Source organism: Sphingomonas taxi (assembly GCF_000764535.1).
In the GTDB taxonomy this organism is placed as follows: Bacteria; Pseudomonadota; Alphaproteobacteria; order Sphingomonadales; family Sphingomonadaceae; genus Sphingomonas; species Sphingomonas taxi.
The window spans coordinates 2,543,475-2,569,126 of record NZ_CP009571.1; the positions used below are offsets into that span (position 1 = coordinate 2,543,475).

Annotated in this window: 24 protein-coding genes; 7 read left to right on the forward strand and 17 right to left on the reverse strand. The window is 68.6% G+C overall.

Annotated elements, in window-relative coordinates:
• Positions 1–4 precede the first annotated feature (4 nt).
• Complete coding sequence (locus MC45_RS11545) at positions 5–1,186, reverse strand: efflux RND transporter periplasmic adaptor subunit (protein WP_038667217.1); 1,182 nt, start codon at positions 1,184–1,186, stop codon at positions 5–7.
• Positions 1,187–1,291: 105 nt separating this feature from the next.
• Here MC45_RS11545 and MC45_RS11550 point away from each other — a divergent pair, with 105 nt between their 5' ends.
• Entirely contained in the window at positions 1,292–1,930 is a 639-nt protein-coding gene (locus tag MC45_RS11550; protein WP_245640715.1) for a TetR/AcrR family transcriptional regulator, read from the forward strand.
• Positions 1,931–2,229: 299 nt separating this feature from the next.
• Here the strand turns inward: MC45_RS11550 and MC45_RS11555 are convergent, their stop codons facing one another.
• The 6 genes from MC45_RS11555 to MC45_RS11580 form a co-directional block, all read right to left on the reverse strand.
• Positions 2,230–3,558, reverse strand: coding sequence for a sigma-54-dependent transcriptional regulator (locus MC45_RS11555; protein ID WP_038663244.1), 1,329 nt, complete (start codon positions 3,556–3,558; stop codon positions 2,230–2,232).
• Complete coding sequence (locus tag MC45_RS11560) at positions 3,555–5,315, reverse strand: sensor histidine kinase (RefSeq protein WP_038663247.1); 1,761 nt, start codon at positions 5,313–5,315, stop codon at positions 3,555–3,557. Before MC45_RS11560 ends, MC45_RS11555 begins: the two co-directional genes overlap by 4 nt.
• Positions 5,316–5,320: 5 nt before the next feature.
• Positions 5,321–5,947 carry a TetR/AcrR family transcriptional regulator gene (locus MC45_RS11565; RefSeq protein ID WP_137899133.1) on the reverse strand — a complete coding sequence of 209 codons (627 nt, stop codon included), beginning with the start codon at positions 5,945–5,947 and terminating at the stop codon, positions 5,321–5,323.
• Between the two features lie 294 nt (positions 5,948–6,241).
• Positions 6,242–7,891 (reverse strand): NAD(P)/FAD-dependent oxidoreductase, encoded by a 1,650-nt coding sequence (locus tag MC45_RS11570; protein WP_038663252.1) that lies wholly within the window; start codon positions 7,889–7,891, stop codon positions 6,242–6,244.
• 51 nt (positions 7,892–7,942) lie between these two features.
• Positions 7,943–8,242 carry a putative quinol monooxygenase gene (locus MC45_RS11575; protein ID WP_038663255.1) on the reverse strand — a complete coding sequence of 100 codons (300 nt, stop codon included), beginning with the start codon at positions 8,240–8,242 and terminating at the stop codon, positions 7,943–7,945.
• Positions 8,243–8,301: 59 nt separating this feature from the next.
• Positions 8,302–8,763 (reverse strand): NUDIX domain-containing protein, encoded by a 462-nt coding sequence (locus tag MC45_RS11580; protein ID WP_038663257.1) that lies wholly within the window; start codon positions 8,761–8,763, stop codon positions 8,302–8,304.
• A 78-nt stretch (positions 8,764–8,841) separates the two neighbouring features.
• On the opposite strand from MC45_RS11580, the gene dcd reads away from it, so the two are divergent.
• Positions 8,842–9,396, forward strand: coding sequence for a dCTP deaminase (dcd, locus tag MC45_RS11585; RefSeq protein ID WP_038663260.1), 555 nt, complete (start codon positions 8,842–8,844; stop codon positions 9,394–9,396).
• 253 nt (positions 9,397–9,649) lie between these two features.
• Here the strand turns inward: dcd and MC45_RS11590 are convergent, their stop codons facing one another.
• The 6 genes from MC45_RS11590 to MC45_RS11615 all read right to left on the reverse strand — a co-directional run bounded on the left by MC45_RS11590 (position 9,650) and on the right by MC45_RS11615 (position 15,740).
• On the reverse strand, positions 9,650–9,994 hold the full coding sequence (locus MC45_RS11590) for a tetratricopeptide repeat protein (RefSeq protein WP_038663263.1): 345 nt from the start codon (positions 9,992–9,994) through the stop codon (positions 9,650–9,652).
• An 88-nt stretch (positions 9,995–10,082) separates the two neighbouring features.
• Positions 10,083–11,942, reverse strand: a complete 1,860-nt coding sequence (locus MC45_RS11595) for an ABC transporter ATP-binding protein (RefSeq protein WP_038663266.1) — start codon at positions 11,940–11,942, stop codon at positions 10,083–10,085.
• Positions 11,943–13,164: 1,222 nt separating this feature from the next.
• On the reverse strand, positions 13,165–13,593 hold the full coding sequence (locus tag MC45_RS11600) for an ExbD/TolR family protein (protein WP_038663270.1): 429 nt from the start codon (positions 13,591–13,593) through the stop codon (positions 13,165–13,167).
• Positions 13,594–13,623: 30 nt separating this feature from the next.
• A complete protein-coding gene (locus MC45_RS11605) occupies positions 13,624–14,103 on the reverse strand; it encodes an ExbD/TolR family protein (protein WP_038663274.1) in 480 nt (159 codons plus the stop codon).
• 92 nt (positions 14,104–14,195) lie between these two features.
• On the reverse strand, positions 14,196–14,990 hold the full coding sequence (locus MC45_RS11610; RefSeq protein ID WP_038663276.1) for a MotA/TolQ/ExbB proton channel family protein: 795 nt from the start codon (positions 14,988–14,990) through the stop codon (positions 14,196–14,198).
• A gap of 75 nt (positions 14,991–15,065) precedes the next feature.
• On the reverse strand, positions 15,066–15,740 hold the full coding sequence (locus MC45_RS11615; protein ID WP_038663279.1) for an energy transducer TonB: 675 nt from the start codon (positions 15,738–15,740) through the stop codon (positions 15,066–15,068).
• Between the two features lie 217 nt (positions 15,741–15,957).
• On the opposite strand from MC45_RS11615, the gene MC45_RS11620 reads away from it, so the two are divergent.
• Entirely contained in the window at positions 15,958–16,830 is an 873-nt protein-coding gene (locus tag MC45_RS11620) for a hypothetical protein (protein WP_038663282.1), read from the forward strand.
• Between the two features lie 36 nt (positions 16,831–16,866).
• On the opposite strand, the gene MC45_RS11625 is transcribed toward MC45_RS11620, so the two are convergent.
• Positions 16,867–17,238 (reverse strand): dihydroneopterin aldolase, encoded by a 372-nt coding sequence (locus MC45_RS11625; RefSeq protein WP_038663284.1) that lies wholly within the window; start codon positions 17,236–17,238, stop codon positions 16,867–16,869.
• Between the two features lie 117 nt (positions 17,239–17,355).
• On the opposite strand from MC45_RS11625, the gene MC45_RS11630 reads away from it, so the two are divergent.
• The 4 genes from MC45_RS11630 to MC45_RS11645 are packed head-to-tail and all read left to right on the forward strand — an operon-like array spanning position 17,356 to position 20,282.
• A complete protein-coding gene (locus tag MC45_RS11630; protein WP_038663287.1) occupies positions 17,356–17,877 on the forward strand; it encodes a GNAT family N-acetyltransferase in 522 nt (173 codons plus the stop codon).
• A 46-nt stretch (positions 17,878–17,923) separates the two neighbouring features.
• Positions 17,924–18,484: a DUF1285 domain-containing protein gene (locus MC45_RS11635; protein ID WP_081974548.1), complete on the forward strand. Its 561-nt coding sequence runs from the start codon at positions 17,924–17,926 to the stop codon at positions 18,482–18,484.
• A complete protein-coding gene (locus tag MC45_RS11640) occupies positions 18,481–19,074 on the forward strand; it encodes a CoA pyrophosphatase (RefSeq protein ID WP_038663298.1) in 594 nt (197 codons plus the stop codon). Before MC45_RS11635 ends, MC45_RS11640 begins: the two co-directional genes overlap by 4 nt.
• Positions 19,068–20,282 carry a CCA tRNA nucleotidyltransferase gene (locus MC45_RS11645; protein WP_038663300.1) on the forward strand — a complete coding sequence of 405 codons (1,215 nt, stop codon included), beginning with the start codon at positions 19,068–19,070 and terminating at the stop codon, positions 20,280–20,282. The genes MC45_RS11640 and MC45_RS11645 overlap by 7 nt, the downstream gene beginning before the upstream one ends.
• On the opposite strand, the gene MC45_RS11650 is transcribed toward MC45_RS11645, so the two are convergent.
• The 3 genes from MC45_RS11650 to MC45_RS11660 form a co-directional block, all read right to left on the reverse strand.
• Positions 20,207–21,892, reverse strand: a complete 1,686-nt coding sequence (locus tag MC45_RS11650) for a putative bifunctional diguanylate cyclase/phosphodiesterase (protein WP_038663302.1) — start codon at positions 21,890–21,892, stop codon at positions 20,207–20,209. The two genes, MC45_RS11645 and MC45_RS11650, sit on opposite strands and share 76 nt — an antisense overlap.
• A gap of 97 nt (positions 21,893–21,989) precedes the next feature.
• On the reverse strand, positions 21,990–24,242 hold the full coding sequence (gene parC, locus MC45_RS11655) for a DNA topoisomerase IV subunit A (protein ID WP_038663304.1): 2,253 nt from the start codon (positions 24,240–24,242) through the stop codon (positions 21,990–21,992).
• 213 nt (positions 24,243–24,455) lie between these two features.
• Positions 24,456–25,628 carry a glycosyltransferase gene (locus MC45_RS11660; RefSeq protein ID WP_038663307.1) on the reverse strand — a complete coding sequence of 391 codons (1,173 nt, stop codon included), beginning with the start codon at positions 25,626–25,628 and terminating at the stop codon, positions 24,456–24,458.
• Between the last annotated feature and the right edge of the window lie 24 nt (positions 25,629–25,652).

The window sequence follows — 25,652 nt, forward strand, 5'->3', positions numbered from 1 at the left end:
GCGGTTACTTCGCCTGAGCTGCGGGCGCGCCGGCACCCTGGGGTGCGGCGGCCGGTTTGCCATTGGGATCCCAGGGCTTGCCCTGGACGGCCATGCCGGGACGCAGCATCATGCCGCCCTCGACGATGACCTTGTCGCCCGGCTTGATGCCGCCGGTGACGAGCCAATTGTCGCCGATCGTGCGGCTGGTCTGGAGCGTGCGCGGCTGCACCTTGCCGTCGTTGCCGATGACAATCGTCGTCGCCTGCCCCTTTTCGTCGCGGCTGACCGCACGCTGCGGCACCAGCAGCGCCTTGGCCTGCGTCCCCTCGACCAGCGAGGCGCGGACGAACATGCCGGGCAGCAACAGGCCCTGCGGATTGGGGAAGAGCGCGCGGATCGTCTGCGACCCCGTCGTCGGATCGACGGTGACGTCGGCGAAGCGCAGCGTCCCCTGCGCACCATATTCGGTGCCGTCCTCGAGCGTCAGCTTGACGCGGGCGTTGCCGTCGCGCGTCACCTGCCCGTTCATCACCTGCTGGCGCAGCTTGAGCAGGCCGGCACTCGACTGCTGGATGTCGACGTAGATCGGGTCGAGCCGCTGGATCGTCGCCAGCGCCTGCGTCTGCGACGCGGAAACGAGCGCACCGGTGGTGGACAGCGAGCGGCCGATCCGGCCGGAGATCGGCGCGCGGATCGTCGTGCGGCCCAGATCGATCTGCGCGGTACGCAGCGCGGCTTGTTGCGCGGCGACGTCGGCCTGCGCCTGCTGCGCGCTGGTCTGCGAATTCTCATATTCCTGGCGGGCGATCGCGTTGATCTTGACCAGTTCGCCATAGCGGCGGGCCAGCGCCGCGGTCGACGCGATGTTCGCCCGGGCACGGGCCAGCGCGGCGCGCGCGCTGGCGACCTGCGCCTCATAGGGCGCCGGATCGATGCTGTAGAGCGGCTGCCCGGCGCGCACCATGTCGCCTTCGGTGAACAGGCGCTTGAGGATCAGGCCGTTGACCTGCGGACGCACGTCCGACGTCTCATAGGCCGTGGTCCGCCCCGGCAGTTCCGTGGTCAGCGTCACCGGCTGTTCACGTACCACGAGGTAACCGACCTGCGGCGGGCCTTGCGGCGCCTGCTGCTGCTGCTGCTGGTTGCCGCCGCCGCACGCCGCCAATGCCAGTGCCAACGCAAGCACCGCCACCCCGTGTCGCATATTCGCCATGCAAATTGTCCGCTAGTAAGAATGTGAGTGATCGATCACTCACGCCCTGCTACAACCAGTGATGAACAGGCGTCAAGGCATGCCGACGAGGATGGAATGATCGACTCGAATATTTGTTGCGGTGCACAACGAAACAATGCGGAAATGCGTCGGTATCGGGTCATTGAGGCGGCTCGCAAGCTGTTCATCGAAAACGGCTTCCATGGCACTGGCATCGCCCAGATCGCGCGCGAATCGGGTGTCGCGGTGGGCCAGTTGTACCGCGATTTCTCCGCCAAGGAGGATATCGTCGCCGCGATCGTCAATTCGGACTGCCGGTCGTTCCTCGCGGCCGATTCGCTCCGCCGCGCCATCCAGGACGGGGATGCGCACGCCGTGCGCGACTGGATCCATCAACTGGTGACGCCGGGCGAGGACGACGGCGATCCGCGGCTGTTCGCCGAGATCCTCGCCGAGGCGGCGCGCAACACCCGCATCGCGGCGGTGTTCAACGCCACGCATCGCGACGTGCGTGAACTGATGCTCAATGCGCTCGAGATGCTGGCGCCGGGCGCGGCGCTTGCCGAGCGACGGTCAGCGGTGACCGACGTCATTCTCATCATGTCGCTTGGCATGTTGCACCACGGCATGATGCGCTCCGGCGAGGACGATTCGACGCTGGTCGCGGCGCTGACCGCAACGATCGACCGCGACATCGACTCGCTGCGCCACGCGGCCTCGGCGATGGCGGCCTAGGCCGGATCGACGATCAGGCAAGTCCTCCCCCGGCGGGGGGCTATCGCATATGGACACTCGTGCGAGCCGGTCGTCTTCCAAGCTTACCCCGTCACCCCGGACTTGTTCCGGGGCCCACCCTGCGGCGAGGAGAAAAGCTTGATTCGACACCGTTCCCCTGTGGCCTGGTGGACCCCGGAACGTGTCCGGGGTGACGAATTTGATGAGGAAACCGATCGAGCCTCATCACCGCAACCATATCCGATAGCCCTGCCCGCCAGGGGGAGGAATTTTTCCAACACCCTGAATGTCGCTCGTGCCTAAGTGCCCTGCCGGCGGAACGCATCGGGGTCGATGCCGTAGCGGCCGAGCTTGTAATACAACGTCTTGCGCGGGATGCCGAGCAGCTCGACCGCCTTGACGACGTTACCGGCGCTGGCGCGCAACGCGTCGACGATCACCCGCGTTTCGAATTCGGCGACCCGGCTCGGCAGGTCCTGCCGGTCTTCCCCGGGGGCGTCGTCCGCGGCCAGGACGCAGGCGAAGGCGTAATTGCGCAGTTCGCGCACATTGCCCGGCCAGCCATGCGCCAGCACGTGATGCCGCTCGGCCTCCCCGATCGCATGATCCGGCCGCGCCAGCGCCTCGCGCGCCTGATCGACGAAGGCGGCGAACAGCAGCATCCGGTCGTGCTCGCGCTCGCGCAATGGCGGCAGGTGCAGCCGCGTGATCGCCAGCCGATGGTACAGGTCGCCGCGGAACCGCCCCGCCGCCGCCGCCGCCGCGAGATCGCCGCGGCTCGTCGCGACGACGCGCAGATTGACCGCCTCGGCGCGCTCGGCGCCGATCGGCTGCACCTCGCGCTCCTCGATGACGCGCAGCAGCGCCGCCTGGATCGCCGGCGACAGATCGTCGACCGCATCGAGCAACAATGTGCCGCCGCTCGATGCGACGACGGCGCCGACGCGCGACAGCCGCGTATGCGCGACGCTGTCGGCGGCATGACCGAACAGATCGGCCGCGCCGCCGTCTTCGCTCAGCGTCGTGCAATCGACCGCGACGAACGGCCGCGCCCGGCGCGGCCCGAGCCGGTGCAGCAGCAACGCCGCCAGCTCCTTGCCCGTCCCCGTCTCGCCCTCGACCAGCACGTCGAGATCCGCCGTCGCCAGCCGCTCGATCGCGCCGCGCAGCCGCACCATCGCCGCACTCTCGCCGATCAGCGGACTGTCCGTCTCCCCCGCCGCGAGCGCGGCGCGCAGCCGGCGGTTCTCGATCACCAGCGCGCGTCGCTCCAGCGCCCGCGCGATCGCGGCGACGAGATGATCGGTCGCGAACGGCTTGGTCAGAAAGTCGAACGCGCCGTCGCGCAACGCCGCCACCGCCATCGGCACGTCACCGTGGCCGGTGACGAGAATCACCGGCAGGTCCTTGTCGAGCGCGCGGACGCGGGCGAGCAATTGCAGCCCGTCGATCCGCGGCATGCGGATATCGGAGACGATGACCCCGTCGAAATCGGTGGGCAGCGCGGCGAGCGCCGCCTCCGCCCCGGCAAAGGCGCGCACCGACAGGCCGGCCAGCTCCAGCGCCTGCACCGTCGCGAAGCGCAGCGCCTCGTCATCCTCGACGAACAGGACGCTCTGCTCGCTCATGCCAGCCGCAGCGTCAGCAGGAAGGTCGCGCCGGGGCCGTCCGGCGCCAGCGCCAGCTCGCCCCCGAATTCGCGCGCGATATCGCGGGCGATGGCGAGGCCGAGCCCCAGCCCCTCGGGCTTGGCGGAGGCGAAGGGGGTGAACAGCGTCTCGTCGAGGCTCGGGTCGATGCCGGGTCCGGTGTCGGCGATGCGGACGATCACCTGATCCTCCTCCAGCACGGCGTCGATCGTCACGCGGCGCGGGTCGCGCCCCGCCACGGCGTCGAGCGCATTGCCGATCACATTGACCAGAATCTGCTCCAGCCGGATGCGGTCGGCGATGACGCGGCGTGCGCGCAGATCGTCGGCGACCGCATCGACCACGACGCCACGCGCGCGCTCGCCGATCAGCAGCATCGTCCCCTCGATCGCCGCGCCCAGCGTCGGTGCGCCGCGCGACGGCGTGCGGCGGCGGGCGAAGGCGCGCAATTCGCCGGTGATCGTCGCGATCCGGTCGGTCAGGTCGACGATCCGGCCGAGGTTCTCGCGCGCGCGATCGGCGCCGCCCCGATCGAGCAGGATCGCGCCATTTTCCGCAAAGGTGCGGATCGCGGCCAGCGGCTGGTTGATCTCATGCGCGACGCCGGCGGTGATCTGGCCGAGCGAGCCGAGCCGGTTGGCTTGCGCCAGTTCCTCGCGCGCGGCGCGGAAGCGGCGGTCCGCCTCGCCGCGTTCCTGCGATTCGACGATCAACCGCGCATTGGCCTCGCGCAGTTCGGCCGTGCGCCGCACCACTTCGCGTTCGAGCGATTCGCGCGCCCGCGCCTGCGACCGGCGCCTGTTGGCGGCGCGCAGGCCGATGCCGCCGGCGATCCCGACCAGCAGGAGGAGCGCCAGTCCCCACAGCGCCGCCTGCGCGCGTGCCGCGGCGAGCGACGGCCGCAGCGGCGTCAAATGCAGCACCCGGCTGCCGGCGAGCGGCGCCGCCACCGCGGCGATGCGATAGCGCACCATCCGCCCATCCTGCCGGACCCGGATATCGCGACCGTCGGCGACGAAGGCGAGCGTTGCCGGCGGCGATTCGCCGAACTGGCGCGACCGCCGCAGCGCCGCCCGCGTCGCGGCATCGACCGGCCGGGTCGGGTGGAATCGCCAGCCGGGCACGCTGGTGACGAGGATCAGCCCACGCGCGTCGGTGAGGATCGTCGCCCCGGCCGATTGCGCCCATTCGCGTTCCAACCGGTCGAACTCGACCTTGACGACGATCACGCCGAGCGCTCTGCCCTCGCGATCGATCCGCCGCGCCAGATACAGGCCCGGCCGGCCGCTCACCGTGCCGAGCGCGAACAATTCGGAGGCGCCGCGCGCCATCGCCTCGGCGAAATAGCGGCGGAAGGTGTAATCCTGTCCAACGAAGCTGGTCGGCAAGCGCCAGTTGCTCGCCGCCACCGCGCGACCGCGCGCGTCGATGGCGTAGAGCGCCGCGGCATCGGTGCGCGCGGCGAGCAGCTCCAGCGTCTCGTCGAGGCCGTGCACCGCCGCCGCGTCACCGCCGGCGAGCGCCCGCGGCACGTCGGGATATTCGGCGAGGACCAGCGGCAACAGCCGGAATTTCTGCAATTCGCTGGCGAGTAGCCCGGCGTGGGTCCGTGCCAGCGTCGTCGCCTCGCGGTCGGCGGCGGTGCGCGCCGCGCCCTCCGCCCAGTGCGCACCGGCCGCGACGACCAGCGCGACCAGCCCGGCCACCAGCAGCAGCCACGTCAGCCGCCGCGGCACGCGGCCTAGCGGGTCGGCCAGATCGCCAGACTGGTCTCGACCAGCCGTTCCAGATCGGCGCGGCTCGCGCCCGATCCGGCCTGCACCGCCAGCCCCTGCAGCAGCGCGTAGAGATAGCAGGTCAGCCCGGTGACATCGACGTGCGCGGGCAGATCGCCCTCCGCCTTGGCCCGCTCGAACCGCTCGACGAGTGCCGCCTGCGACGAGGCGCGTCGCGCGATCACGTCCGCCTTGATCGAATCGGCCTCCGCCCCGCAGGGCATCGCGCTGATCACGCCGAGACAGCCCTTGGGATCGCCGCACTGGCTGGTCTGCATCGCGAGGGCGCCGCGCATGAAGCATTCGGCGACGCCGCGCGCGGTCGGCTGTTCGAGCGCCTGGCGGGTATAAGCGAGCTTCTCCGCCTCGTAGAGGTCGAGCGCCTTGTGGAACAGCGCCTCCTTGTTGCCGAACGCTGCATAGAGGCTCGGCCGGGTGATCCCCATCGCGTCGGTCAGATCGGCGAGCGAGGCGCCTTCATAGCCCTTGCTCCAGAACACGCGCAGCGCCGCGGCGAGCGCGGCATCGGTGCAGAACTCGCGCGGCCGCCCCTTGAGGGGCAGCGGTGCCGGATCGGCGTGCGAGAGGGTCATGCTTTCCATATCGCTTAGTATAGAACTCGCCGATGGCACAAACAAGGCAGTTGCGGACTGAAACCTTTTACCCGGTTTTGAACGACTTCGCGCGAAAACGTCACCCCAGGGATTCGTCACCCCGGACTTGTTCCGGGGTCCACCTTGCGGCGGGGAGAACGGCCAGAGCCTCTTGCCATGCCTTTGCGGCCCGGTGGACCCCGGAACAAGTCCGGGGTGACGGGCAAGGTGGGGCAGCCGCGAACCGGATGTAAGCGCGCCACCGCACACCTACGTGCGCGCCTCGTGCGAAACCTAAGCCGCGTCGGCCAGCGCCGGCCGCATCCCCATCAGATCGCGCGCCACCGCCTCGGCGATCTTGATGCCGTCGACCGCCGCCGACAGGATGCCGCCGGCATAGCCCGCCCCCTCGCCCGCCGGATACAGGCCGGCGGTGTTGACGCTCTGGAAATCGTCGCCGCGCGTGATCCGCACCGGCGACGAGGTACGCGTCTCGACCCCGGTCATCACCGCATCGGGATGGTCGTAGCCCGGAATCTGCTGGCCGAACGCCACCAGCGCCTCGCGCATCGCGGTCACCGCAAAATCGGGCAGGCAGTCGGCGAGATCGGTGAGGTGCACCCCCGGCCGGTACGACGGGATGACATTGCCCAGCCGCGTCGACGGCCGCCCGGCAAGGAAATCGCCCAGCCGCTGCGCCGGCGCCATATAGCCGCCGCCGCCGACCTCGAACGCGCGCGTCTCCCAATGCCGCTGCAAGGCGATGCCCGCGAGCGGCTCGCCAGGATAGTCGCGCGCGGGATCGATGCCGACGACGATCCCCGAATTGGCGTTGCGCTCGTTGCGCGAATATTGGCTCATGCCGTTGGTCGCGACGCGCCCCGGCTCGGAGGTGGCGGCGACCACCGTCCCGCCCGGACACATGCAGAAACTGTAGACCGTCCGCCCGTTCCTGCAATGGTGCGACAGGCTGTAGGCCGCCGCGCCGAGATCGGGATGGCCCGCGCACGGGCCGAACCGCGCCTCGTCGATCCAGCTTTGCGGATGCTCGATCCGTACGCCGATCGAAAAGGGCTTGGCTTCGAGGAACACCCCGCGCTCGTGCAGCATGTGGAAGGTGTCGCGTGCGCTATGGCCGAGCGCCAGCACCACCGGCCCGTCGGTGTCCAGCCGCTCGCCGGTCTGCAAGTGCAGGCCGCAGACGCGGCGGTTGCCCGCGGCATCGGTAGCGATCTCGACATCGTCGACGCGATGCTGGAAGCGATATTCACCGCCGAGCGCCTCGACGGTCGCGCGCATGCTTTCGACCATCGTGACGAGGCGGAAGGTGCCGATATGCGGATGCGCCTCGGTGAGGATCTCGGGCGGCGCGCCGGCTTTGACGAACTCGGTCAGCACCTTGCGGCCGAGATGGCGCGGATCCTTGATCTGGCTCCACAATTTGCCGTCGGAGAAGGTGCCGGCGCCGCCCTCGCCGAACTGGACGTTCGATTCGGGGTTGAGCTCGCTGCGCCGCCACAGGCCCCAGGTGTCCTTGGTCCGCTCGCGCACCACCTTGCCCCGATCGAGGATGATCGGCCGGAACCCCATCTGCGCGAGGATCAGCCCGGCGAACAGCCCGCACGGCCCCGCGCCGACCACCACCGGCCGCGGCCCGGCATAGCCGGCGGGCGCCTTCGTCACGAAGCGATAGCCGGTGTCCGGCGTCGGGTTGACGTGGCGGTCGCGCTTGAACCGGGCAAGCAGCGGCGCCTCGTTCTTGACGGTGACGTCGACCGAATAGACGAAATGGATGTCCATCTTGTCGCGCGCGTCGTGCGCGCGCCGCGCCACGGTATAGCGGACGAGATCGCGCGGCGTGATACGCAGCCGGTTGCGGATCGCGGCCGCCAGCGCCTCCTCGGGATGGTTGAGGGGCAGCTTCAATTCGGTGATGCGGAGCATGACGCGTGATAGCGGATTGCGGGCGATGCGGCCAGCGGGGTCGGGCCGGCCCTACCCCGCCACGTCCACCGCCTCGGTGACGATGATCTCCGGGCGCGCCGCGGCCAGATCGCGCGCCGCCAGCCCGAACGCCTTGAAATGCGCCGATTGCATATGCGCCGCCACCGCGGCCTGATCGGCGTACAGCTCGTTGAAGACGAAGCGCCGCGCGCCCTCGGTCTCGCGCCACAGCTCGTACTGGAGCGTCCCCGGCTCGTCGCGCGACGCGGCGACGCAGGCCTTCGCCGCGGCGACGAATGCCTCTTCCTGTCCGGGCTTCACCGAGACGAATGCGACCACCTTGAGTGTCATAACGGATATCCCTGTGTTGCGGACGGCGACCGTGGGCGCGTTCCCCTGACGCGGCAAGCCTACCAGCGGCCATCCGGTGCCGCGACGCCACGATGTTCGGCGATCCGCCGCGCCGTCGCCGGCGACACGCCCGCGGGCAGCGCATCGAGCGCGAAGAAGCGCGCCTCGGCCAGTTCGACCGCATCAGGCACCGGCGCATCGCCGGTCGTGCCGCGGAACAGGAAGACGGTGTCGCGCCGCCCCTCCGTGCGCGCCTCGTAGCGCCCCGCTTCGGTCACGGCGGTGAGCCGACACGCGGTTTCCTCCGCCAGCTCGCGCACCGCCGCGGCGGCGGGCGTCTCGCGCCGCGCGATGCCGCCGCCGGGCAGCATCCACAGATCCGACCGGCCGTACCGATGCCGGACCAGCAACAACCGACCGTCGGGGTCGAACGCCATCACCTTGACGCCCCGCGTCCGCCAGCCGACCAGCGCCATCGTCCGGCGGCGCAGGCGGTGGGCGAGATCGATCAGCGGGCGCATCGCAACAATCTAGGCGACTGCGCCGACGCTTGCCACCTCGCCCCGAACCGGCAAAAGGGCGCGACGAAGGGGACCATCATGACCGTCATGTCAGACCGCTGGATTCGCGACCGCGCGCTTGCCGATGCGATGATCGAGCCGTTTGTTGAATCGCAGCGGCGCGACGGCTGCATCAGTTATGGCCTGTCGAGCTACGGCTATGACGCCCGCGTCGCCGACGAATTCAAGGTGTTCACCAATATCGACAGCGTCATCGTCGATCCGAAGGACTTCGCCTCGAACAGCTTCGTCGATCGCAAGACCGACGTCTGCATCATCCCGCCGAACAGCTTCGCGCTGGCGCGAACGGTGGAATATTTCCGCGTGCCGCGCGACGTGCTGGTCATCTGCCTCGGCAAGTCGACCTATGCGCGCTGCGGGATCATCGTCAACGTAACGCCGCTCGAGCCCGGCTGGGAGGGGCATGTCACGCTGGAATTCTCCAACACCACGCCGCTGCCCGCGAAGATCTACGCCAATGAGGGCGCGTGCCAGTTCCTGTTCCTGCGCGGCAACGAGCCGTGCGAGGTGAGCTACGCCGACCGCGCGGGCAAATATATGGGGCAGCGCGGGGTCACCCTGCCGCGGCTCTGAGGGGGCGGGACGACGTCTCATCCACTCCGACACCCCGGACTCGGATCAAACCTATGCGGAAGCCCACCCGTGCTCCTGCGAACGCAGGAGCCCAGGAGTCCGGAACGCCGTTAGCTGTTATTCTGCTTGGCCCTGGGTTCCTGCTTTCGCAGGAACACTGCACCTAACCGAGTGGCCGAGTAGATCTTCGCAAAAGTCCCAACTCGTTCAGCGATAACGGTGCATTCGGAATAACCGAACGCACCCCCTGCGCTCAGCGCGTCGCTATCCGCGTCTGCAGCCGTGACAAACCGCGCGTCGCGATATCGTGCGACGACACCACCGCGCCATCGGGCATGTCCATCGCCACCGCCGGGCGCTGCAGCACGTCGTCATACAGCGTGCGCGCATCCGCGGCGCGGCCGATCCGCGCATAGGCGACCGCCAGATTGAGCATCAACTCGGGGCGATCCGGAAAAATCCGCCGCTCCGCCTCGATCCGTTTCGCCGCCGCGGTGAAATCGCCCGCGGCGATCGCCTGATAGCCCGTCCGGTCCGTGGCCAGTGCTGGCGTCGTCAGGCATGCACCCGCCAGCAGCGTCGCGACAATCATACGCATTGCATCGTCTCCTTCTCCCACCTGAACGGCAGGTTTCACTTTTGTGACACTGTTGTGTCACTTCAGAGACATGGATGCAAGCGGCCGATCAGGTCCTTTCGGTCACCCCCTGCCAGGCGTTGCGCACCATCCGCCCGAGATGCTCGCGGCTCTTGTCGGAGAGGTGGCGCAGCCGCTCGCCGGCGGCGGAGATGCCGGTGCTGCGATCGAGTCCCTCGACCTGCATCACCCACAATTGCCGGAACGCGCCGCCCTTCTGGCGGAGCAATTGCTGCGGCGGCCCGTCCTCGACGACGCGGCCGTCGACCAGCACGACGACGCGATCGAAGCCGGCGATCGTCGACAGCCGGTGCGCGACCGCGATCACCGTGCGATTTTCGATCAGCGCCTCCAGCCCGTTCTGCACCTCGAGTTCCGACTCGGAATCGAGCGCCGAGGTCGCCTCGTCGAGCAGCACGACGCGCGCATTTTTGAGGAAGGCGCGGGCGATGCCGATCCGCTGGCGCTGCCCGCCCGACAAATTGGTGCCGCGCTCGCCGACGATACTGTCATAGCCGTGCGGCAGGCGACGGATGAAATCGTCGCAACCGGCGGTCTGCGCCGCGCGATAGACCTCCTCGTCGCTCGCATCCGGCTTGGCGAAGCGGATATTCTCCATCACCGAGCGGTGGAACAGCATTACCTCCTGCGGCACCACCGCGAGCGCGTCGCGCAGGCTCTCCTGCGTCACCTCGCGGATATCCTGGCCGTCAATCGCGACATGGCCGCCCTGCGGATCGTGGAAGCGCTGGATGAGCTGGAGCAGCGACGATTTGCCCGCACCCGACGGTCCGACGATGCCGACCTTCTGCCCCGCCGGGATGACCAGCGACAGATCGTGCAGCACCGGATGCGACGGATCATAGCCGAAGGTGACGTGCGACAGCTCTACCCGCCCTTCGCCGACGCGCAGCCGGCTGGCCTGATCGGCGTCGCTCAGCGTCTGCGGCACGCCGATGATGTCGAGCGTCTCGCGCAGATAGCTGAATTGCTGGCTGGTATCGATCAGCGCCATCGCGAGATCGCGCGAACCGTGCAGGATGCGGAAGGTCATCGTGCTGATCACGACGACGTCGCCGGTCGAGATCGCATGCGCCGACCAGCGCCCGATCGCCCAGATCAGCGTGCCCCCGACGAGAATCGCGAGCGCGAGGTCGTGCAGCCCGCGCATCTGCTCGACGAAGAACCAGCCGCGGCGTTGCGCGCTCGCCTCGTCGTCGAGGAAGCCCTGCAATCGCGACAATTCGCGCCGGTGCGCTGCGAAGGCCTTCACCACCCAGATGTTGCCGATCAGATCGACCAGCTCGCCGCCGACGGTGCCGGCATGTTCGGCGAACGCCTTGTGGTGGACGTGCCCCTGCAGCCCGAGCACCACCAGAACGACGGTGACGATCACGAACACCACGCCGAGCACCAGCGCCATGCCCGGATCGATGCTGACGAAAATGATCATCGCCCCGACGAAGGCGATCAGCGGCGGCGTCACCTCCTGGAGCAGGCGGTGGACGATCGCGCCGAAGATCCCCGCCAGCCCCGACACGCGATGGCCGAGCGAGCCGGCGCGCTGGTTCTGGAAGAAGGGCATCTGATGCCCGGTGAGATAATCGACCATGTCGAGCCGGATATCGACCCCCGACACCACCGTGGCATGACCGAGCGTCAGCGCCGCGGCGCGCTGCAACGCGCTTTCCAGCACTACCAGCGCGAGGAAGGCGCCGAGAAAGGTGTAGACCGCGGCACGGATGCGATCCGAGCCGGTCATCGCGTCGATCAGCAGCTTCAACGCATATTGCACCCCGATCGAACTGACCGACGAACCCGCGACGAGCAGGCCGAGCAGCAGGAAGGTCCAGGGGCGGACGCGGATATAGTGGAGCAGGAACCGGAACGGGCTGCGGAGATAAGGCACGGCAGAGGTCTCCCGGATATGTCCCGATGTTGCGCCGCAGCAACGATCTTGGCAATCCGGTTGAGGCAAGGGGATGGAATGGCCCGACAGGTGCCGGATGGGCAAGCGGCTCTGTGTCTTGGTCGCCGTCCGGCACAGGTGGCCTGCTTCTCACGGCGGCCGTCGATGGTCAGGTCTGCGCCGTTGTCCTTTCAACGCCCAAATCAGCGCCGTCCGCCTGCTTGAAAATCGCTAGGCCGGAAGCGGCCTAACCGGATCAAGGCCGAGCGTGTCGACCTAGGGTCATCTAAATTCAGGCAAAATACCCCCTGTCAGGTCAAGGACGTACGCTACGACGATGAATGTCGATCGCGACTAGGCAGGGCTATACGCACGCCTGATCGGGGTATTGCGACGGTACTCATATCCCCGTCATGCCGGACTTGATCCGGCATCCCGCTTCTTCGGACCGCCTGAAGAAGCGGGACCCCGTCGCAAGGCGGGGCTGACGGAGTGAGGTTGAAAAGTCGTCCCAAACCCACCCCGTCACCCCGGACTCGTTCCGGGGTCCACCCCGCGGCGAGGAGAAAGGCTCGATCCGACACCGTTCCCTTGCAGCCCGGCGGATCCCGGCACGGGTCCGGGGTGACGAAACCGGTAAGGAAAGCGATCGAGCCTCGTCACCATAATCATATCCGATAGCCCTGCCCTCGCGCGCGAACGCCACGGCGGAATGTCGATCGGCCAGACATGAGCCGCAGGCGGACAGCCCCGCTCACAATCGAGATGCCGCTGGCAGTTGGTGATGGTCGCACCGCGACTATCCGGAATATAGTCCGCTAATCGGGCACAACGTCGTCGGACGTATCGTCGTACACGAGGCGAAGAAGGCTGTGTTCACGCAGAGGCGCGGAGGCGCGGAGGTGTCTCGCCCGGGCAAGCCTCACCTATCACTTCATCGTCGCAAGGTAACGGGCCGCGGCTAAAGCGAACGCAACAGCTCTGCGTCCTTCGCGCCTCCGCGCGACTCATTCTTTCTTCTTCTGCAAATCCCGTTCCGTCACCGGCTGCTGCCCTGCGCACGCATGCCTCGCGTTGTTCGTTCCGACGCGCAGCCTGTCGCCCTTCGCCACAGCGCCGCGCACATCCTGAACGCCCGCGGCTCCCCATCCGCCCCCACCCCCGAACGCAAAAAGGGCGGCTCCTTGCGGAACCGCCCTTGTCATCCGTCATCCGATCGCGATCAGAAGTCGTTGCGATACTGTTCGTTGCCGATGAAACCGAGCTTGGTCACCGCCGAGCGCTTGATCACCGCCAGCGTCTGGTCGACCTTGTCGTACTTCGCCGCCGGATCGGGCTGGAAGTGCAGCTCCGGTTCCGGGTTGATCGCCGCAGCGGCGTCCAGATAGGTGCGCAGCGTCACCTCATCGACGGGAACGCCGTTCCAAGACACCGTGCCCGCGGCATCGATGATGATCTTGTTCTTCTGCGGGTCGACCGGCGGCTTGACGTTCCGCGGGTCATTGACCGGCAGATCGACCTTGACCGCATGCGTCGGGATGGGAAGCGTGATGATGAACATGATGAGGAGCACGAGCATGACGTCGATCAACGGCGTCGTGTTCATTTCCATCATCGGCTCGCCATCTTCCGAGCCACCACTCATTGCCATGTCAGATACTCCTGGGTCGGGCGGGGCGGATTAGCCACCCGCGGGCGGCGGCTGCGAGATGAAGCCGACCTTGGCGAAGCCGGCCTGCTGCATCGTGTAGACCGTGCCGCCGATGCACTTGTACGGGGTGTTGACGTCACCGCGGATATGGACTTCCGGCAGTTCGAGATCGGGGTTGCCTGCGCCACCCTGACGATCGATCTCCAGCTTCAGCTTGTCGACCGCGCGGGTCAGCAGGTCCTTGCTGGTGATCGGCGACGTGCCCCAATAGACCAGGCAGCTGCCGTCCGGCTTGGTCGTCACCGACAGCAAGACGTTCTCGGGCTTGGTCGTCGTCGGATCGAAACGGACCTTGGGCAGGACGATGCCCTTGACCGTCTGGATCGCCACCGGAACGGCGATCAGGAAGATGATCAGAAGCACCAGCATCACGTCCACGAGGGGCGTGGTGTTGATGTCCGACAAGGGTTTTTCGGAGGAACCTCCTCCTCCGCCAGCGCTCATCGCCATGTGCGAGCTATCCTATCCATTCAATCTAGCCGGCGACCGAACGTCGCCGGCCGGTCGCGGGGCCGCCCGGAGACGGCCCCGCAGCCTTATCGTTACGGGCGGGTCTGCACGCCACCGGTCTGGCCGGCGGTCGTGGTCGCCGCGGCCGGCTTCACCGGCGCCTTCGAAACCGGCGCACCGGCGATCGTCGGCTTGACCGCACCGTTCGAGGCGAGGAAGCCCAGCACGTCGTTCGAAAAGGCCGACAGGTCTTCCGCGATCGACTTGTTGCGGCGCTGCAGCCAGTTGTAGGCGAGCACGGCGGGAACCGCGACGACGAGGCCGAGCGCGGTCATGATGAGCGCCTCACCGACCGGGCCGGCGACCTTGTCGATCGAGGGATCGCCCGACGCACCGATCTTGATCAGCGCGCGGTAGATGCCGACCACGGTACCGAACAGACCGATGAACGGTGCGGTCGCGCCGACCGTCGCGAGGAAGGCGAGACCGCCGCCCAGCTTCGAGTTGATCGCCGCTTCCGAACGGGCGAGCGAACCGTGCAGCCAGTCGTGCGCCTCGACCGGATCGGTCAGCTTGGCGTGCTGGTCCTGCGCCTGCAGGCCGTCGTCGACGAGCTGCTTGTACGCCGAGTTCTTCTCGAGCTTGGCGGCACCTTCGCGCAGGTTCGGCGAGCTCCAGAAGCCCTGGCGGACGCGCTTCGCCTGGTTGATGATCTTCTGCTGCTCGAACAGCTTCGAGAACAGGATGTAGAACGACACGATCGACATGATCACGAGGATCGTGAACACCGACTGCGAGATGAGGCCGCCTTCCTTCAGAGCGGCCTGGAGGCCGAACTGGTTTTCGGCTGCCGCGGTGCCGCCGGCCGCGAGAATGGTGGTGAGCATTGGGATTTCGTCCTTATCAAACGGTGTAGAAGTTCGGGGAGGATCCGCCCGCCGTCGCGGCGGGCGGAGACCGCATCATTCCTTCGGGATCTTCCAGACCACGCGCCGCGACTGGGTGGTCGAGAGCGGGTTGCCGGCCACGTCGGTCGCCGGGGAGTAGCGTCCCCGCCGGGTGATCGCGGCGCATGCCGCCCGGTCCAGCGCGGTCGAACCGCTCGACTGGGTGGTGTGGCAGTTTTCGACGCGCCCCTGCGTATTGATCGTCCAGGCGATCACGCTGGTGCCTTCCTCGTTGTTGCGCAGCGAGCTCGGCGGGTAGTCGTCGTTCGTGATCCAGTCCGCGGGGTTGCCCTTGGCACCCGCTGCCTTGCTGACCGTCGAGACGGCCGGCGGCGCAGGCGGAGCCGGCGGTGCAGGCGGCGCAGCGATCGGCGTCAGATTGACGGCGGGCGGCGGCGTCGAGACCGTCTGGATCACCACGGGCGGCGGATTCGGATTCTGCACGATCGGCGGCGGCGACACCACGGGGGGCGGCGTCATCGGCGTATCGGGCGGCGGGGGCGGCGGCTCGTCCGGCGGCGGGGGAGGCGGCTCCTCCACGTCGAACGTGTTAAGTTTTTCTTGGGCCTTTTTCACGTATTGGTACGCGAGCCCGGTGACGAAGGCGTAGCCCAGCGCCGCATGGATGAGCACGACGATGACGATCGCGACCACCCTGCCACCGGACATCTTCTGGTCAGCATAGGCCATTCAGCAACGACACTCCCTAATCTCTCGGTCCTCGCAGCGCCCGGGGGAAGAGCGCGCGTAGGCCCCTGCCCCGGCTGGTGCCGTGTGTGGCAGTCCGCAAACCCTATCGCCCCGTTCCCCGCCGCGCAAACGCTTTGTCGGACGCAACAAACGTACAATCGTTTAGCGACACTTTTATTTCTGTATCGTTCAGGTGCATTCGGCTAGCGATTTCGGCATGATACCCGTATTTCGCCCGACCCTGCTCGCCGCCGTCGCGTTCGTCGCATCGCCTGCCGCCGCCGCTTTTCCAGGCCAAAGCGCCCCGATTCCCGCGGTTTCGCGCGATGCTGGGAGCGGTATCAGTTATGCCGACCTGACCGATCTGGTGATCGCCTCCCCGGTGATTGCCGACGCGACGATCCGCTCGGCGGTGCGCCTGAAGGGCGCCGATGCCGTCGGCGTAGCGCCGGGATTCACACGATTTTATGTCGAGGCGGATCTCGGCGCGCTGGTTCGCGGCGCCGGCGGACTGCCGCCGCGAATCGGCTATCTCTTGGATATTGCTCCCGATTCGTCCGGGCGCTTGCCGAAATTGAAGAAAATGAGGGTGCTGCTGTTCGGCCGTCCGGTCGCCGGGCGTCCCGATCAGATACAATTGGCTGCGCCGGACGCGCAGATTGTCTGGAGCTCGGCCGACGACGCACGCGTCAGGGCGATCGCGACCGCGCTGGTCGCCGCCGATGCGCCGCCGGTCATCACTGGTATCGGTAACGTCTTCCATGTCCCCGGCGCCTTGCCGGGCGAGGGCGAGACGCAGGTCTTCCTGACCACCGCCAATGGCGCGCCGGTGTCGCTGACCGTGCTGCGCCGCCCCGGCGAGCAGCCGCGCTGGGCGGTGGCGCTGTCCGAGATCGTCGACGAGGCCGCGGCACCGCCGGCGCGCGACACGTTGCTCTGGTACCGCCTCGCCTGCGCGCTGCCGGCCGACCTGCCCGAGCAGAGCATCGCGTCGCTGGCCGCCTCCGACGCGACGCTGGCCCGCGAGGATTATGGCTATGTCCGGGAACAGCTCGGCGCCTGCCGACGGACGCGGACGATCCGTCCGTAACCGCGGGAGGCACCACGTCGCCCGGCGCTCCGCCGGTCAGCGGCGGTTGCGGACCAGCGTGATCCCGATCGACTCGCCCGCCTCGGCGATGGCGAGCTTGACGATCTTGACCTTGACCCGCAGCACGCGCGGATCGGTGAGGAACAGCGTCTCGCAGATATGGTCCGCCACCGCCTCGATCAGCGTGAAGTGCAGCCCCTCGGGCAGCGCGCCGGTCGCGGCATGCTTGAGGTCGAGATAGTTCTTCGACGCCGACAGCGGCGTGTCCGGCGCGAAATGGTCCGGGCAGGCGAGGTCGACGGTCAGGTCGATGCGCAGCGGCTGCGGCAGGTGCGTCTCCTCCGAATAGATACCGGTGAGCACCTGGACCTCGAGGTCGTGGACCTCCAGCTGAAGACTGTCTTGCATGGCGCCCGCCTCTAGCAAGCCGCACCGCGATGCGCCAATCGCATTGCCGCTTGCGTTCCGGCCCGCGCCGCCGCATGCGCCGCGCCCGTCCGTTCCGGACGAAAAGGACCCCCGCCCGTGATCGCTTTCGTGCCGCTCGCCACTGTCGCAGGTGCCGCCGTCGAGGCGTTGCTCGACCGCGCGTTCGGCCCCGACCGCCACGGCCGCACCGCCTATAAGGTGCGCGGCACGGTCGCCCCCATCGCCGCGCTGAGCCTCGCCGCGGTCGAGGACGGCGCGCTGATCGGCTCGATCCAATGCTGGCCGGTGCTGCTCGACGGCGACGATGGCGCGGCGCATCCGCTGGTGATGATCGGCCCCGTCGCGGTCGAGCCCGGCCGCCAGCGCGACGGCATCGGCCGCCAGTTGATGCGCCGCGCGCTCGACGCCGCGCGGGCCGAGGGGCTGGACGACCGGCTGATGCTGATCGGCGATCCCGAATATTACGGCCGCTTCTTCGGCTTCGACGCCAGCCGTACCGCCGACTGGCGCCTGCCCGGTCCGGTCGAGCGCCACCGCCTGCTGTCGCGCGGCGACCGGGTGCCGGCGATCGCCGGCCTGCTCAGCCCGGCGATCCCGGCGATATCGGCCGGGGCCTGACCGCCTTTACGCCGGCACCCGGAGCGCCTACCTCGCGGCGATGCCGATGGAGGAGCTTCCCGATCTCGCCAGTCTCAGCCTCGCCGAGATCGCCACGTTGGTCGAACAGCGGCGGCTGCCGCCGGTTGAGCAATGGAACCCGTCGCATTGCGGCGACAGCGAGATGCGCATCGCCCGCGACGGCAGCTGGTATCATCAGGGGTCGCCGATCGGCCGGCAGGCGATGGTGCGGCTGTTCTCGACGATCCTGCGCCGCGAGCCCGATGGCCGCTACGTCCTCGTCACCCCGGTCGAGAAGCTCGATATCGCGGTCGAGGATGCGCCCTTCGTCGCGGTCGAGATGAAGGCGGAGGGCGACGGCGCCGACGCCCGCCTCGCCTTCCGGCTCAACACCGGCGACCTCGTCACCGCCGGGCCCGATCATCCGCTGCGCTTCACCGAGGGCGCGGACGGCCCCCGCCCCTATCTCCACGTCCGCGGCGGGCTCGAGGCGCTGGTCGCGCGGCCGGTCTATTACGAGCTTGCCGACCGCGCGCTCGCCGACGATGCCGCGCGCCCCGGCGTGTGGAGCGACGGCGCCTTCTTCCCGCTGGAACCCGCCGCATGAGCCTGGCCGAACGGCTGGTGCGCGCATGGCAGGACGGCAACCGCACCGATCCCGTCCTGCTGACCGGCGACGACCGCGAACTGGAAGGCCGCGACGAGGCCGATCTGACGCCCGCCGCGGTGCTCGTCGCGGTGACCGATCGCGCCCGCCCCGGCGTGCTGCTCACCCAGCGCACCGACACGTTGCGCCACCACGCCGGCCAGATCGCCTTTCCCGGCGGCCGGCTCGATCCCGGCGAGGATGCCGTCGCCGCCGCATTGCGCGAGGCGGAGGAGGAGATCGCCTTGCCCCCCTCGCAGGTGCAGGTGATCGGCGCGGTCGATCGCTACCGGACCGTCACCGGCTATACCGTCACGCCGGTGCTCGCCGCCGTCCCCGCCGACCTGCCGTTCGTCGCCAGCGAGGCGGAGGTCGCCAGCGTGTTCGAGGTGCCGCTCGACTTCCTGCTCGATCCCGCCAATCAGATCGCCGCGAGCGCCGAATGGCGCGGCCGCACGCGCCATTATTACGAGATCCGCTGGCAGGACCGCCGCATCTGGGGCGCGACCGCGGCGATGATCGTCAACCTGTCGCGGCGGCTGGCATGGTGACGCTGCCGCTCGACCGGATCGCCGCGCGCGACGGCTTCAGCCCGCTGGTCGACGTGCTCGGTGGACCGGAGCAGACGCGGCTGGTCGGCGGCGTCGTCCGCGACACGTTGCTCGGGCTCGATCCCGCCGATATCGACCTCGCCACCCGCCTGCTGCCCGAGGACGTGCTCGCGCGGCTTAAGGCGGCGGCCATCCGCGCGGTGCCGACCGGCCTCGCCCACGGCACGATCACCGCGATCCTGCCCGACGGCCCGATCGAGGTGACGACGCTGCGGCATGACGTCTCGACCGACGGCCGCCATGCCGTCGTCGCCTTCACCGACGTCTGGCAGGACGATGCCGCGCGCCGCGACTTCACGATGAACGCGCTCTATGCCGATCCGGCGAGCGGCGACGTCATCGACTATTTCGGCGGTCTCGCAGATCTCGACGCCGGCCGCGTCCGCTTCATCGGCGACGCCTATCGTCGCATCGCCGAGGATCATCTGCGCATCCTCCGCTTCTTCCGCTTCCACGCGCGCTTCGGCGCCGCCGACCAGAACGCCATCGACGCCGAGGGGCTCGACGCCTGCACCGCCCGCGCCAACGACCTGATGGCGCTGTCGCGCGAGCGGATCGCCGCCGAATTGCTCAAGCTGCTCGTCGCGCGCCATGCGGTGCCGGTGATCGCGCTGATGATCGACCGCGGCATCTTCCGCGCGGTGCTGCCCGAGATCACCGATGCGACGCTGTTCGCCACGCTCGCCGAACGCGAGGCCGCCGCCGGCGTCGCCCCCGACGCGATCCGCAGGCTCGCCGCCTTGCTCCCGCGCGAGGCAGCGGAAAGCGTCGGCGCGCGCCTCAAATTGTCGAACATCGATCGCAAGCGGCTGGTCGCCGCGCGCCAGGGCCCGGGCGACGAAGGCCCGCGCGCGCTCGCCTATCGCGTCGGCGCGACGGGCGCGATCGACCGGCTGCTGCTCGCGGGCGAGGATGTCGCGCCGATCCGCGACTGGACACCGCCGGCGCTGCCGATAGGTGGCGGCGCGCTGGTCGAACGCGGTCTGCGCAAGGGACCGGAGGTGGCGGCGGTGCTGCGCCGGATCGAGACGCAATGGCTCGCCGAGGATTTCCCCGACGCAGCCCGCGTGGTTCAGCTCGCCGACGAAGCGGTCCGCGCCGCGACGACCATCGCCAGCGCGTCCGAGGCTTCGAGCGGCCGAGCGTAGAGATAGCCCTGGCCATAGGTGCAGCCCAGCGCCGCCAGCGTCTGCGCCAGTTCGTTGCTCTCGATCCCCTCCGCCGTCGTCCGCATGCCGAGCGCCTGCGCGAGGCTGAGCACCGCGCGCACGATCGCGATCTTGTCGCGGTCGGCAAGCATGCCGGAGACGAAGCTGCGGTCGATCTTGAGGATGTCGATCGGCAGCTTCTGCAGATAGGCGAGGTTGGAATAGCCGGTGCCGAAATCGTCCATCGCCAGCGTCGTGCCGAGCGCCTTCAGCCCGTGCATGATCCCGGCGATCCGATCAGGATCGGTGACGATCGCGCTTTCGGTCAGCTCCAGCACGAACCGCTCGCCGGCGAGATCGTGGCGGATCAGCGCGGCCTCGACCACCGGGGTGATGTCGTCGCGCTGCATCTGGATCGCCGACAGATTGACCGCGATGCGCATCCCGCAATTGCCGCCGCATTCCTCGTCCCACCAGCGCAGCGTCCGCGCCGCCTCGTCCATCGCCCAGCGACCGAGCGGCACGATCAGCCCCGATTCCTCGGCGACCGGAATGAAGTCGCTCGGCATATGCTCGACGCCCTGCGGATCGCGCCAGCGCGCCAGCGCCTCGAACGACACCACCGCACCCGTCGCCAGATCGCAGATCGGCTGGAAGGCGAGGCGCAGCTGCCGGTCGTCGATCGCGCGGCGCAGCGCCGTCTCCATCGCGAATTGCTCGCGCGCCAGCGTGAACGCCTGCGTCTGATAGCTTTCGACCTGGCGCCCGGTCTTGGCGCGCTTGACCGCGAATTGCGCGTTGCGGATCAGTTCCTCGACATCGTCGATCGCGTCATTGCCGTAAGCGATGCCGATCGAACATTCGACGCCGATCTCGTAATCGCTCAGCCGGAACGGTGCCGACAGCGCGCAGCGGATGCGCTCGGCGAGCCGGTTGGCCTCGGCGGGATCGTCGTCGACCGCCATCAGGATGCCGAATTCGTCGCCGCCGATCCGCGCGAGCGAATCGCGCGCGCGCAGCACGCCCTTGATCCGGCGCGCGACGGTGATCAGCAATTCGTCGCCGGCGAGGCCGCCGAGACAGGCGTTGAGCCGCCCGAAGCGATCGATGTCGATGACCAGCACCGCATGGCAGCTGCGCTCCGCCTGCACCGCCTCGATCATGTCGCTGAAGCCTTCCCGATTGGGCAGGCCGGTCAGGCTGTCGGTGGTCATCTCGCGACGCAGCGAGCGTTCGGTGTGGATCTGCGCGGTCAGGTCGATGAACGCGATCTGGCAGCGGTCGCGCAGCATCGGCGTCGGCCGCGCGATGGTGACGCGATAATAACGCGAATCGATCACCTGGCCGATCGACCAGTCGAAGTCGATCCGCACGTCGGAGGTCCGCAGGAAGGCGTCGATCCGGCTGCCGAGCATCGCCAGCATCGGCGACCGGTCGGCGATCACGCCCAGCCCGGCGAGCCGATAGGCCCGATTGACCGCGAGGAATTCGAACCCGTCGCCCTCGCGCACGACCTGCACCGTCGGGATCGGGATCAGCTCGAGATCGCGCTCGAACAGCTCCCGCGCAGCGAGCGTGATGGACGACAGGTCAGGCGAAGCGGTGGCCATATCCCCTGTTTTAGACGCCGTTCGTTAAAGCGCCCTGAAAGTATACGTTCATATTGATGTATATCAGCACGTATCGTTCGCAGGTGAAATCGGGTTCCTACCCCCCGAACCGATTGTCGCGCGGGAAGCCGGTCGGCGGGGTGCGGCCGGCGGCGCCGCGTGCGGTGCGCCACAGCGACAGGTCGGTCTCGGTGCGGGTGCGGCCCGAGCCGCCGCCCATCGGCCAGCTCAGCCCCTCGGCGAAGACGAAGGTGGTCGCATCGGACAAATGGCCCTCACGGAAGCGTTGCAGCTGCACGCCGGTGCCGCGCGTCATCACCGGCAGCTCGGCGATCGGGAAGACGAGCAATTTGCGATTGTCGCCGATCGCCGCGACGTAATCGGCCTCGGCCGCGACCGGCCGGACGACGAGCAGCTTCGCCCCCGGCCGCGGCGTCATCACCGTCTTGCCCTTGCGCGTCTCGGCGATCACCTCGGCGACGGGCACGCGGAAACCGCGGCCGTCGGTGGCGGCGATCAGCAATTGCACCTGCGCGCGCGCGTTGAGGAAGGCGACGACGCCGATCGATCCGTCGAGGTCGATCATCGCGCGCACCGGCTCGCCGAAGCCGCGCCCGCCGGGCAGCTTGTCCGCCGCCAGCGTGAAGAACCGCCCGTTCTCCGCCGCGAGCAGCAACTTGTCCGTCGTCTGCGCATGGAAGGCGAAGGCGGGCCCGTCGCCCTCCTTGAACTTGAGCGTCTCCGCCGAGGCGAGATCGGAATGCCCCTTCATCGCGCGGATCCAGCCGCGCTGCGACAGGATCACCGTGATCGGCTCGCGCTCGATCATCGCCTCCAGCGGGATGTCGCGGGTCGGCGCGGCTTCCTCGATGGTCGTGCGCCGCGCGCCGAGCGCGGTCTCCGGCCCGTAGCGGTCGCGCACCTTCTTCATGTCGCGCTTCATCCGCCGCTTCTGCTTGGCGGGGTCGGCAAGCAGCCCCTCCAGCTCGGCCTGTTCCTTGTCGAGCTTGTCGCGCTCGCCGCGGATCTCGAACTCCTCGAGCCGGCGCAGACTGCGCAGCCGCATGTTGAGGATCGCCTCCGCCTGCCGGTCGGTCAGGCGGAATTCCTCCATCATCACCGCCTTGGGCTCGTCCTCGGTACGAATGATCTCGATCACCCGGTCGAGGTTGAGATAGGCGATCAGATAGCCGTCGAGCAGCTCGATCCGGTCGGCGATCTTGCCGAGCCGGTGGCGCGTGCGCCGTTCGAGCACGACGAACTGATGCTCGACCCATGCCTTGAGGGCGCCGCCGAGCGACATCACCCGCGGCGTGCGATCCTTGTCGAGCACGTTGAGGTTGAGGCTGATCCGCGTCTCGAGGTCGGAGAAGCGGAACAGGCCGTCCATCAGCACCTGCGGATCGACGGTGCGGCTGCGCGGTTCGAGCACGATCCGCACCTCGGCGTCCGATTCGTCGCGCACGTCGGCGAGGATCGGGAATTTGCGGTCGTTGATCAGGCCGGCGATCTGCTCGATCAATTTGCCTTTCTGCACGCCGTACGGGATCTCGCTGACCACCACCTGCCAGCCGCCGCCCTTCTCGCGCTCGATGTCCCAGCGTGCGCGGACGCGGAAGCTGCCGCGCCCCGTCGCATAGCTTTCCGCGATCACCGCCGCCGGATCGACCACCAGCCCGCCGGTCGGAAAGTCCGGCCCCTTGACGAAGTCGAGCACCGCCGTGTCGGGCGCGTCGGGCTTGTCGACCAGCATGATCGCCGCATCGAGCAATTCGGCGGCATTGTGCGGCGGGATGCTCGTCGCCATGCCCACCGCGATGCCGCTCGCGCCATTGGCGAGCAGATTGGGGAACAGGCCGGGGAACAGCTCCGGCTCCTGATCCTCGCCATTGTAGGTCGGGCGATAGGCGACGGCATCCTCGTCGAGCCCGTCCATCAGGTCGATCGCGACCTGCGTCAGCCGCGCCTCGGTATAGCGATAGGCGGCGGCGTTATCGCCGTCGATATTGCCGAAATTGCCCTGCCCGTCGACCAAAGGATAGCGCAGCGAGAAGGTCTGCGCGAGGCGGACCATCGCGTCATAGACCGACTGGTCGCCATGCGGGTGATATTTGCCGATGACGTCGCCGACGACGCGCGCGCATTTCTTATAGCCCTGGCTCGGATCGAGCTTGAGCAGCCGCATCGCCCACAACAGCCGCCGGTGGACGGGCTTCAGCCCGTCGCGCACATCGGGCAGCGACCGCGCGGTAATCGTCGACAGCGCATAGACCAGATAGCGGTCGGACAGCGCGGTATCGAACGGCGCATCGAGGATGCCGATCGGAGGTTCCTGAAAGTCGGTGGCCATATCGGGAACACTAGTCCGTGGGGGTCTAAACGGCAACGGGCGGGGGTGAAGAGCTGACGCGGGCGCTACGGGCAGGTGTCGCACCCGCTTGCACCGAGCGCCTACCTTCCGTCACCCCGGCCTCGAGCCGGGGTCCCGCTTCCGCCGCCGTCGAGGAAGCGGGATGCCGGATCAGGTCCGGCATGACGGACACGGCCTCCGTGCGCCAAGCCCCTATTCTCGCGCGGATACCGCATCCGCGAGCAGCGCCCGATGCAGCCGCCCCGTCTCGCGCCAATCGTAGCGTTCCGCATAGCGCCGCGTCGCCGCGCGCTCCGGCAGCGCCGCGAGCAGCCGCGCGATCGCCGCGCCGATCGCGCCGGCCGACCGGTCCGCGCTCAGCAGCCCCGCCTCGGGCACCCGCACCACCTCGGGCGATCCCCATATCGGCGTCGCGACCAGCGGCGTCCCGCAGGCCAGCGCCTCGAGCAGCACGTTGGCGATCCCCTCGCGATCCGCGCCGTTCACCGCCACGTCCGCCGCGCCGTAGAGATCGGGCAGCCGCGCCTGATCGACATGGCCGAGGAAGCGCACCCGTTCCGCCACGCCCAGCGCTGCCGCCAGCGCGCGCAGCGCCGCGTCGCGCGGCCCGTCGCCCGCGATCATCAGCGTCACCCCCGGCAGCGCCGCGACCGCGCGGATCACCAGATCATGCCCCTTGCGATCGATCAGATGCCCGACCGACAACACCGCCGGCCCGTCCAGCCCGAGCGTCCGGCGCAGCGCCTCGCGGTTGGCCGGTGGCCGGAACAGCGCAAGGTCGACGCCATGCTCGACCACCCGCACCTTGTCCGCCGCCGCGCCGAGCGCGAGCAATTCGTCGCGCAATGCGCCGCACACCGTCGTCACCGCCGCGGCGCGGGCGATTGCGGCGAGGATCATCCGCCGTTCGGCACGATGCTGCGGGATCAGGCTGACGTCGGTGCCGAGCGCGCTCATCAGGAACGGTCGCCCGAACATCCGCGCGAGCAGTCCCGCCGCCACGCCGTCCGGATAGAGATAATAACTGTCGATCGCGTCGAAATCGAACGTCTGCCGCAGCTTGGCGACATGCGGATACAGCGCCGCCGCCATCAGCCACGGCGCCGCCGCCATGCCGATCTTGGGCAGCACGGGATAGCGCGGATGGCTGATCGCCAGCCCGCGCCGTGTCGCGGCCTGTGGCGCGCGGCCGAAATCCGCGTAGCGGCCGAACAGCGGATGCGCGCTGGGGAACCACGGCACCGGCGCGACGACGCGGATCTCGTCGCCGGGTCGGGCGAGATGCGCGACGCGATGCTCGATGAAGATGCCGTGCCGCGGCTGCGCGGCATTGGGATACAGGCTGGACAGCACCAGGATCTTCATGCGCGCCCCGACCGTTACGAACCA

What these genes read in the sequence shown, in the direction of transcription:
- MC45_RS11620 (WP_038663282.1), top strand. Translation starts at nt 15,958, where the DNA reads ATGATACCCGTATTTCGCCCGACCCTGCTCGCCGCCGTCGCGTTCGTC.
- MC45_RS11575 (WP_038663255.1), bottom strand. Translation starts at nt 8,242, where the DNA reads ATGACACTCAAGGTGGTCGCATTCGTCTCGGTGAAGCCCGGACAGGAA.
- MC45_RS11600 (WP_038663270.1), bottom strand. Translation starts at nt 13,593, where the DNA reads ATGGCAATGAGTGGTGGCTCGGAAGATGGCGAGCCGATGATGGAAATG.
- MC45_RS11640 (WP_038663298.1), top strand. Translation starts at nt 18,481, where the DNA reads ATGAGCCTGGCCGAACGGCTGGTGCGCGCATGGCAGGACGGCAACCGC.
- MC45_RS11605 (WP_038663274.1), bottom strand. Translation starts at nt 14,103, where the DNA reads ATGGCGATGAGCGCTGGCGGAGGAGGAGGTTCCTCCGAAAAACCCTTG.
- MC45_RS11660 (WP_038663307.1), bottom strand. Translation starts at nt 25,628, where the DNA reads ATGAAGATCCTGGTGCTGTCCAGCCTGTATCCCAATGCCGCGCAGCCG.
- MC45_RS11580 (WP_038663257.1), bottom strand. Translation starts at nt 8,763, where the DNA reads ATGCGCCCGCTGATCGATCTCGCCCACCGCCTGCGCCGCCGGACGATG.
- MC45_RS11570 (WP_038663252.1), bottom strand. Translation starts at nt 7,891, where the DNA reads ATGCTCCGCATCACCGAATTGAAGCTGCCCCTCAACCATCCCGAGGAG.
- parC (WP_038663304.1), bottom strand. Translation starts at nt 24,242, where the DNA reads ATGGCCACCGACTTTCAGGAACCTCCGATCGGCATCCTCGATGCGCCG.
- MC45_RS11565 (WP_137899133.1), bottom strand. Translation starts at nt 5,947, where the DNA reads ATGACCCTCTCGCACGCCGATCCGGCACCGCTGCCCCTCAAGGGGCGG.
- MC45_RS11545 (WP_038667217.1), bottom strand. Translation starts at nt 1,186, where the DNA reads ATGCGACACGGGGTGGCGGTGCTTGCGTTGGCACTGGCATTGGCGGCG.
- MC45_RS11650 (WP_038663302.1), bottom strand. Translation starts at nt 21,892, where the DNA reads ATGGCCACCGCTTCGCCTGACCTGTCGTCCATCACGCTCGCTGCGCGG.
- dcd (WP_038663260.1), top strand. Translation starts at nt 8,842, where the DNA reads ATGACCGTCATGTCAGACCGCTGGATTCGCGACCGCGCGCTTGCCGAT.
- MC45_RS11590 (WP_038663263.1), bottom strand. Translation starts at nt 9,994, where the DNA reads ATGCGTATGATTGTCGCGACGCTGCTGGCGGGTGCATGCCTGACGACG.
- MC45_RS11555 (WP_038663244.1), bottom strand. Translation starts at nt 3,558, where the DNA reads ATGAGCGAGCAGAGCGTCCTGTTCGTCGAGGATGACGAGGCGCTGCGC.
- MC45_RS11645 (WP_038663300.1), top strand. Translation starts at nt 19,068, where the DNA reads ATGGTGACGCTGCCGCTCGACCGGATCGCCGCGCGCGACGGCTTCAGC.
- MC45_RS11625 (WP_038663284.1), bottom strand. Translation starts at nt 17,238, where the DNA reads ATGCAAGACAGTCTTCAGCTGGAGGTCCACGACCTCGAGGTCCAGGTG.
- MC45_RS11550 (WP_245640715.1), top strand. Translation starts at nt 1,292, where the DNA reads ATGATCGACTCGAATATTTGTTGCGGTGCACAACGAAACAATGCGGAA.
- MC45_RS11610 (WP_038663276.1), bottom strand. Translation starts at nt 14,990, where the DNA reads ATGCTCACCACCATTCTCGCGGCCGGCGGCACCGCGGCAGCCGAAAAC.
- MC45_RS11615 (WP_038663279.1), bottom strand. Translation starts at nt 15,740, where the DNA reads ATGGCCTATGCTGACCAGAAGATGTCCGGTGGCAGGGTGGTCGCGATC.
- MC45_RS11635 (WP_081974548.1), top strand. Translation starts at nt 17,924, where the DNA reads ATGGAGGAGCTTCCCGATCTCGCCAGTCTCAGCCTCGCCGAGATCGCC.